Consider the following 7282-nt stretch of genomic DNA (forward strand, 5'->3'; position numbering starts at 1 on the left):
ACGGGGCCTGGACATTAGCCGGCTGCCCTATGTGGTCAACTACGACATGCCGGGCATCCCCGAGGATTATGTACACCGCATCGGCCGCACCGGCCGTGCCGGTGTAAGCGGCATGGCCATCTCCCTGGTCAGTATGGAAGAAAGGCCCCATCTTGAGGCCATTGAAAAACTGATGAAGCAGAAAATCCCGGTGGAAAAGATCGACGGCTATACCGAGGGCAGCGACGTTCCGGACTATGTTCTCTTTCGACCGGACAGCGCGTCCAGCCAGAAAAAGGCAGACCATGCAATCAAAGAGATGGTCGCCAGAAGAAATGCTGCCAAAAAACAATCGCAAACCCGCAAGGCAAAAACGGCCAGTTCCGGCAAAAGCCCCGGACCGAAATCGAAATCCCGATCCGGCAGGAGGAACGATAAGGCGGGGAAAAAGCCTCCCAGATCAGGATTGCGCCGCCATCAAGCTTCAAAACCAGGCAAATCCAAGGGCTGAAAATAAGGGTCTCGCCATAGGTGCACTGAAACCGATGAAACCCAGGCCAACTTATTATTGAAGGGCTGCTTGATTACGATGCAACGAGCCATGCTTATATTTAGGCGATGGGCGGCCAAGGTCCCGCGAGAATAATAGGCGGTCGGCAGGCCATCTGCAAAAAAAGAATTTAAGGAGAGTCATTATGGATCTAAAAATAAAAGACAAACTTGCGCTGATTACTGGCAGTACGGCTGGAATCGGTTATTCGATCGCCAAAGCACTGTCTATGGAAGGCGCCCGAACGATCATCAACGGGCGCTCCGAGGCATCGGTAGAAAGCGCCATTTCCGAATTGGAGGCAACAGCCACCGGACCACTATTAGGGTTTGCCGGAGACCTGTCAACGGCTGAAGCGGCCAAGAAATTGCACAGCAAGCATCCCGACGTTGAGATTCTGGTTAACAATTTGGGCATCTATGAACCGGTATCCTTCGAGGAGATACCCGACGAGGATTGGCGCCGATTCTTTGAAGTCAACGTGTTGAGCGGTGTGCGCCTGTGCCGGCTTTACCTTCCTGCGATGAAGAGACGCAACTGGGGACGTATCATTTTCATTTCAAGCGAGAGTGCTATCCAGATTCCTGTTGAAATGATTCACTATGGAATGACCAAAACCGCTCAGATCGCGGTTTCCCGAGGATTGGCAGAACACGTCGCCGGAACCGGCATTACGGTCAACTGCGTCCTGCCGGGACCGACGAAGTCACGTGGCGTAGGCGATTTTGTGAACGAACTGGCCAAGAAAGAGGGAAAGACATTCGAGGAATTCGAGAAGGATTTCTTCGCAACCATTCGGCCGACGTCACTGATCAAGCGGTTTGCTTCAACTGAGGAAGTCGCTTCACTGGTGGCCTATGTCGCCAGCCCGCTCGCATCGGCGACAACGGGCGCGGCATTGCGCGTTGATGGCGGTGTGGTGAAGAGCGCATTCTAACCGGCTGCTGAAATCATATCGTCCGACCAATCGATCAACGGAGTTATTATGAGTTCATCGGTAAACAGACCGCCTGCAGCGGATTGAACCCTCCCCGCGGCAAGCCGCGGAGAATGTTCTGCCTATAACGGCAGTGCTGCGCAGCACCGTATGGATGAAAGTCTATTTTCAGTTCGCTCGCTAACCCCGCCGCAAGCAGCGAGGAATGCGCTCGCTATCGCGGTTCCAAACTGGCGCTTGAACCTGTCGAAAGCATACTTGAAAAGGAGAGAATCACCACTGTGAATAAAGAGAATATCGAGGCCATCATCCGCAAAGCCAGCGTATGTCGTCTGGGCATGCTCGACGGGGATACGCCCTATATCGTTCCTCTTTGCTTCGGCTACCAGGACGACACCCTTTATTTCCATGGGTCGATAAAGAGCCGAAAATACGATCTGATCCAAAAGCACCCGAAAGTCTGTTTCGAGTTCGACATCCTGGCCGAAGCCATGCCGGCAGAGGACCCCTGTGACTGGGACATGCGCTATCGCAGTGTGGTGGGCTTCGGCAATGCGACCATGGTAGAAGAGATCCATGAAAAGCGCCTCGCCCTGGAGATTATCGCAGAACAATATTCAAAGGGAACCAAAGCCTTTCCGGATAACAAGGTCAAGGCAACGGGCGTATTCAAGGTTGCTATCGCGTCACTGACCGGCAAGCAGTCCAGTTTCGATCCACAGTAGCATCTTTCGCACAAATTAAGACCAGGGCACAGGACAAGGCCTGCAGCGGTGAAATAGAACAGCACACAGACATTTTGAGTCATTGAACAATACCGCCATGACCGCTGATACGGTTTTGGAGATGCCTTTCAACAAAAAGCAGCCTGGTCGACCGGCCTTGTGGCGCTGTCGATCAGGCTGCTTGTGCTGTCTTTCAACATCTAAAGCGATGAAAAGCACGTATCAATGGGACTTGGTGCGCGTCCATGCTTCATCCATAATCCGGTTTTCCTTGCCCAAATCCTTGGTAAAATGAAGTTTTTTCATGATCGCGGGTGTCGGGTAAATTCCCGGATTTTCCAAATCTTCAGGCGTGATGAACGCCTCGGCCGCGGCGTTGGGGGTCGCATACTGGTTGTAGTTGGACAGCTCGGCGCCGACTTCGGGCTCCAGCAGCCAGTTGATCCACTTGTGCGCGGCGTCCGGGTTGGGCGCTTTGCTGGGGATACACATGGAATCATACCAGATTTCACTGCCCTCGCTGGGGATGATGAAACCCAGCTTGTCCGGCTCTTCGGTGACCGACTGAATGGCATCCCCGTTGTAGACGATGGCCGCCACCGCCGTACCGGCGACCACATCGTTCTTGCCACCCACGCCCGGTTTGAAGCCCATGCAGTATTTCGACCGCTTGGTCGCCACCAGCAAGTCTGCGGCGGCTTTGAGATCCGCGGGCTTGGTGCTGTTGAAATCCTTGCCCTGGTAAACCAGGGCGATGCCCATCATCTCGCGCACGGAATCGATCAGCCAGAATGCACCGGGCTGTTTGTTGGCATCGAATAGCACCGACCAGGACTGGGCGGCGGCGTCACTGACCTTGTCCTTGCGGTACATCAGCCCCACCGTGCCCCACTGATAGGCGACGGAGTATTTGTTGCCCGGGTCATAGCTGGCTTCCCTGAAAAGGGGTTTGAGGTTCTTCAAGTTGGGAAGTTTGGCGTGATCCAGGGGTTGGATCAGCCGCTGGTTGATCAACACCGGCATGATGTAATCGGAGGGGACGATGATGTCATACTGGCTGGCGCCACCGACCTGCAGTTTGGCCACCATCTCTTCGTTGTTCTCGTAGATGTCCAGACGGACCTTGATGCCGAACTTCTCTTCGAAGTCGGCCGGCATCTTTTCCTCGTCCATATACTCCGACCATGTGTAGACCCTCAATTCTTCGGCACTGGCCGCCATACCGCCCAAAAGCACCAAAACCAACACAAGCAGGCTACATTTTCGCATCTTATCTCTCCTTTAGGGTTCCGGTTTTTTAGTTCAGATTTCAGAAAAAAATAACAATAACCAAAAACCAAATGACAAATAAATCACAATCGCCAAATTCAAAACTCCAAACTTGACGGTCTTGAAGGAAGGACATTCCAATCGTCAATATTTGAGAAACCAATATAATAACAAACAGTTTGTTTTTGCCCCTTTTGAGATATGGATATTGTAGTTTGGAATTTATTTGAGATTTACTATTTGTAATTTATCAGTGTTTTGGATCACCGGCTCAGGTTTCCAATGCCTCCATAACCCTGAACCTCTCAAACAATTTTTTCCTGCCGGCGGGTAAACCGCTCAATCAACACGACCAGGACCACCGTGACAAGCATAATCAAGGTCGACAGGGCATGGATTTGCGGGGTAACCCCCCTTCGAACGGCCGCAAAAATAAACAGCGGCAGGGTTTGCGAATCAGGACCGGCCGTGAAAAAACTGATCACGAAATCATCCAGGGAAAGCGTGAAGGCCAGCATGGCGCCGGCGATAATGCCCGGCATCAGCAGCGGCAGCATTACCTTTCTGAGCAGGTACCAGTTGGTCGCAAAAAGATCCCTGGCCGCCTCCTCCACCTCCCTGCCGATGGCCACCAGGCGGCTGCGCACCACCAGGGCAACAAAGGCGATCTGAAAAGTGATGTGGCCGATGATCATGTTCAACAGGCCGGGCTCGAAAATGGACGATGCCAGTCGCAGCAGACCGAATGCTACTACCAGGGATGCGGCCAGGATGATGTCAGGAATGATCACGGGAATATGCAGGATGATGTCCAGAAAATTGCTGGTGCGGGACCGCCAGGGAAAGCGATCCATGGCGATGGCCAGGATCGTACCGAGGATCGTGGCGACGACGGTGGAGACGACCGCCAGCAGCAGGGTGTTCCAGGCGGCTTCGAGAATCCAGTCGTTTTCGAAGAGCTTGAGATACCATTTCAAGGTGAACCCTTTCCACACCATGCCTCGACGGGCGGCATTGACGGAGAATATCGCTACGCCCGCCAGCGGCAGGTATAAAAAGGCCATTGTCAGATAGGATATGGCTGCAATTAAGGGATGCTGACGCCTCATATGACCTCGATCTCCTTGCCCTTACGGCGGTAAATCTGAAGCCCGATCATGGTTAGGACCATCAGTCCCATGCTGATCGCCGCCCCGAACGGCCAGTCCCTGCTGGCGCCGAACTGCTGCTGGATGAGATTGCCCACCAGCATGTATTTGGCCCCGCCGAGCAGATCGGGGACAACGAACATGCCCATGGCGGGAACGAAGGTCAGGATGATTCCCACCGACAGGCCCGGCATGGTCTGGGGCAGAATAGCCTGGGTAAAGGTCCGGAACCGCGAGGCGTAAAGGTCCTGGGCCGCTTCAACCAACGCCCAGTCCAGCCGTTCGACGCTGGCGTAAAGCGGCAGGGTGACAAAGGGCAGGAACATGGACACCATCCCCAGGTAAACCGCGAAAGCATTGGGGTACAACGGGGCGCCGTCCGGGATAAAGCCCACAATCGCCGCCAGCCGGGCAAAGGGCAACTCCGGTGACAGAATCAGGAACCAGGCGTAGGCCCGGATGACCATGTTGGTCCAGAACGGGATGATGACCAGGGTCAGCCACATGTAGCGGCTGCGCTCGGGTCGACCGGCAATGAAAAAACACAGGGGATAGGAGAGGATGACGGATACCAGCGTGGTAAAAAAGGCCACCACCACCGACCGCCAGAGGATCATCAGATAGTCCGGGGTCCAGCCAAAGAGGGTAAATCCGGCCAGCCGTTTGTAATTTTCCAGGGTGAACGTCCACTCCAACTGACCATAGGCCCCCCGGGTGGCCACACTCACGACCACCAGCACTAGGCTGGGCAGCACCAGAAACAGCATCAGCCAGAACATCCCGGGCGTCAGGAGCAGTGACCCGCGTTTGAGCAACTGCTGCCGGGTGGTCAATTCCCCATACCAGGTAATCATTGAATCAGCGCGCTTCATCTTCAAGAATCACCAATTCCTTGGAAGCCAGTTCCAGCCAGACCTCCCGGCCGGGATCAATTCGCCGGTAGGAACTGGTGCGTACACGCAACGGCCCCGGTTCCAGCCACAGGTCAAAATTAGTTCCCCGGTAAACGATCTCGGTCACCCGTGCGCGAATGCCGTTGCGTTCGGGCTCCTTGTCACCAATGCCAATCCACTCCGGACGGATCGCCACGGTGCCCTCCTGCCAGGACGGTTCTTTATCCAGGGCCAGGAAACCGAATGCCGTCTGAACGCCACCCGGCGCCTTGGTGCATGGTATCAGGTTGGCCGCCCCCAGAAATTTGGCCACGAAGCTGTCCTTGGGGTTGTCGTATACCTCTTCAGGCGACCCGCACTGGACCACGCGGCCTTGGCGCATCACGGCCAACCGGTCGCTGCAGACCAGGGCTTCGGATTGATCGTGGGTGACCAGAATGAAGGTCCGCCCCAGCTTGCGCTGCAACCGCCGAAGATCTTCCTGCACCTGGGCACGCAGGCGTGCATCCAGGGCACTCATGGGCTCGTCCAGCAACAATACGTCGGGTTCGTTCACCAGGGCCCGGGCCAGGGCAACCCGCTGCTTCTGGCCGCCGGAGAGTTGATGGGGGTGGCGCTGGGCCATGGCACTTAAATCCAGCATCTCCAGACGGCGGTTCACCCGCTTTTTGATTTCGGCGTCGGGAAACTTTCGGGATCTCAGTCCGAAAGCGATATTTTCATAGATGGTCAAGTGCGGAAACAGGGCATAGCTCTGGAAGACTGTGTTCACCTGGCGTTTGATGGCCGGCAGGCGGGTGATATCCTTGCCGCCGCTGAAAACCTCGCCCGAATCGGCCAGTTCGAGCCCGGCAATGATTCGCAGGAGGGTGGTCTTACCGCATCCAGATGGGCCCAGCAGCGTAAAGAATTCCCCCGGCGCGACGTTCAGGGTGACGTCGTCCAGGGCGATTACATCGCCGAACTGTTTGCAGATATGTTTTACCGTGAGGCCTTGGTCAGTCGTGGGATTCTGGTTCTGGTTCATATCCTCGGAGATCCGGAAGCGTGATCCAAACAAAGCGTTAACAACAAAAGGCTGGCAATAAGCCTGCAATTGTAATGGGTTCGGGTCGAAAAGTGAGAATAAAAACGATGCTTGAATCAAAACAACCGTCAGGCTGCGGTTCAACCGCTAAAAATGGGATGAAACACTTTGACCAGGGCCCGGTCCGGCAATACGTCCACTTTTTTGGCCGCCCAGCCGTTGACCGACACGATACCGACCGAACGGAGGGGGGACGCCCAGGTGGACGATCAAATCGGCAACCGTCGACTGGACCGGCATGTGAACCACGCACCCCGTTTCAGGATTGTATCCCGGGACCCATTTGTCCAGCCTCCCGTATAACCTAATGGAAAGCTGTATGGTCATTGCCGTCAAAAGTCAAAGGTCTTTTCCATGGCCTCGTCATCCACCACCGTTTTTGCCGACAAATCAACGCGCACAAACTTCATCGGGCCTCCTTTCCCATCTGATTGGGTCTGATTTGAATCCTCCCCGCAGCAAGTCGCGGAGAATGCATCTGCCTATGACGGCGGTGGGGGGCCGCCCCGGCAGGGTGAAAATCGATTTTCAGTACCCGTGCGAGTGTCCATCCAGAAAAATGCAAATTGGGGTGTGATCAAGGCATGCGAAAAATTTTACCGCAAGTATATGGTTGATATTCCGAGGATAAAATTTTGAGCGTAACGCAGATATCAGACAAATTGGCCATTTGTGGATCGACACTCGCTAACCC

8 protein-coding genes are annotated in these 7282 nt (G+C 54.7%); 4 read left to right on the forward strand and 4 right to left on the reverse strand.

The features are described 5' to 3' along the window. The 3 genes from QNK41_RS11200 to QNK41_RS11210 all read left to right on the forward strand — a co-directional run. On the forward strand, window positions 1-490 hold a 490-nt coding region (locus QNK41_RS11200), incomplete at its 5' end, for a helicase-related protein (RefSeq protein ID WP_319256765.1). A 184-nt stretch (window positions 491-674) separates the two neighbouring features. Then, window positions 675-1466 (forward strand): SDR family NAD(P)-dependent oxidoreductase, encoded by a 792-nt coding sequence (locus tag QNK41_RS11205; RefSeq protein ID WP_319256767.1) that lies wholly within the window; start codon window positions 675-677, stop codon window positions 1464-1466. Between the two features lie 281 nt (window positions 1467-1747). After that, window positions 1748-2191 carry a pyridoxamine 5'-phosphate oxidase family protein gene (locus tag QNK41_RS11210; protein ID WP_319256769.1) on the forward strand — a complete coding sequence of 148 codons (444 nt, stop codon included), beginning with the start codon at window positions 1748-1750 and terminating at the stop codon, window positions 2189-2191. Between the two features lie 222 nt (window positions 2192-2413). On the opposite strand, the gene QNK41_RS11215 is transcribed toward QNK41_RS11210, so the two are convergent. The 4 genes from QNK41_RS11215 to QNK41_RS11230 form a co-directional block, all read right to left on the reverse strand. After that, complete coding sequence (locus QNK41_RS11215; RefSeq protein WP_319256771.1) at window positions 2414-3460, reverse strand: spermidine/putrescine ABC transporter substrate-binding protein; 1047 nt, start codon at window positions 3458-3460, stop codon at window positions 2414-2416. A gap of 305 nt (window positions 3461-3765) precedes the next feature. Beyond that, complete coding sequence (locus tag QNK41_RS11220; protein ID WP_319256773.1) at window positions 3766-4569, reverse strand: ABC transporter permease; 804 nt, start codon at window positions 4567-4569, stop codon at window positions 3766-3768. Continuing rightward, window positions 4566-5480: an ABC transporter permease gene (locus tag QNK41_RS11225; RefSeq protein WP_319256776.1), complete on the reverse strand. Its 915-nt coding sequence runs from the start codon at window positions 5478-5480 to the stop codon at window positions 4566-4568. Before QNK41_RS11225 ends, QNK41_RS11220 begins: the two co-directional genes overlap by 4 nt. Continuing rightward, window positions 5467-6528 (reverse strand): ABC transporter ATP-binding protein, encoded by a 1062-nt coding sequence (locus QNK41_RS11230; protein WP_319256777.1) that lies wholly within the window; start codon window positions 6526-6528, stop codon window positions 5467-5469. The genes QNK41_RS11225 and QNK41_RS11230 overlap by 14 nt, the downstream gene beginning before the upstream one ends. 168 nt (window positions 6529-6696) lie before the next feature. Here QNK41_RS11230 and QNK41_RS11235 point away from each other — a divergent pair, with 168 nt between their 5' ends. Continuing rightward, entirely contained in the window at window positions 6697-6891 is a 195-nt protein-coding gene (locus QNK41_RS11235; RefSeq protein WP_319256779.1) for a hypothetical protein, read from the forward strand. Window positions 6892-7282 lie beyond the last annotated feature (391 nt).

The organism is Desulfosarcina sp. (assembly GCF_033791525.1).
Taxonomy (GTDB): domain Bacteria; phylum Desulfobacterota; class Desulfobacteria; order Desulfobacterales; family Desulfosarcinaceae; genus Desulfosarcina.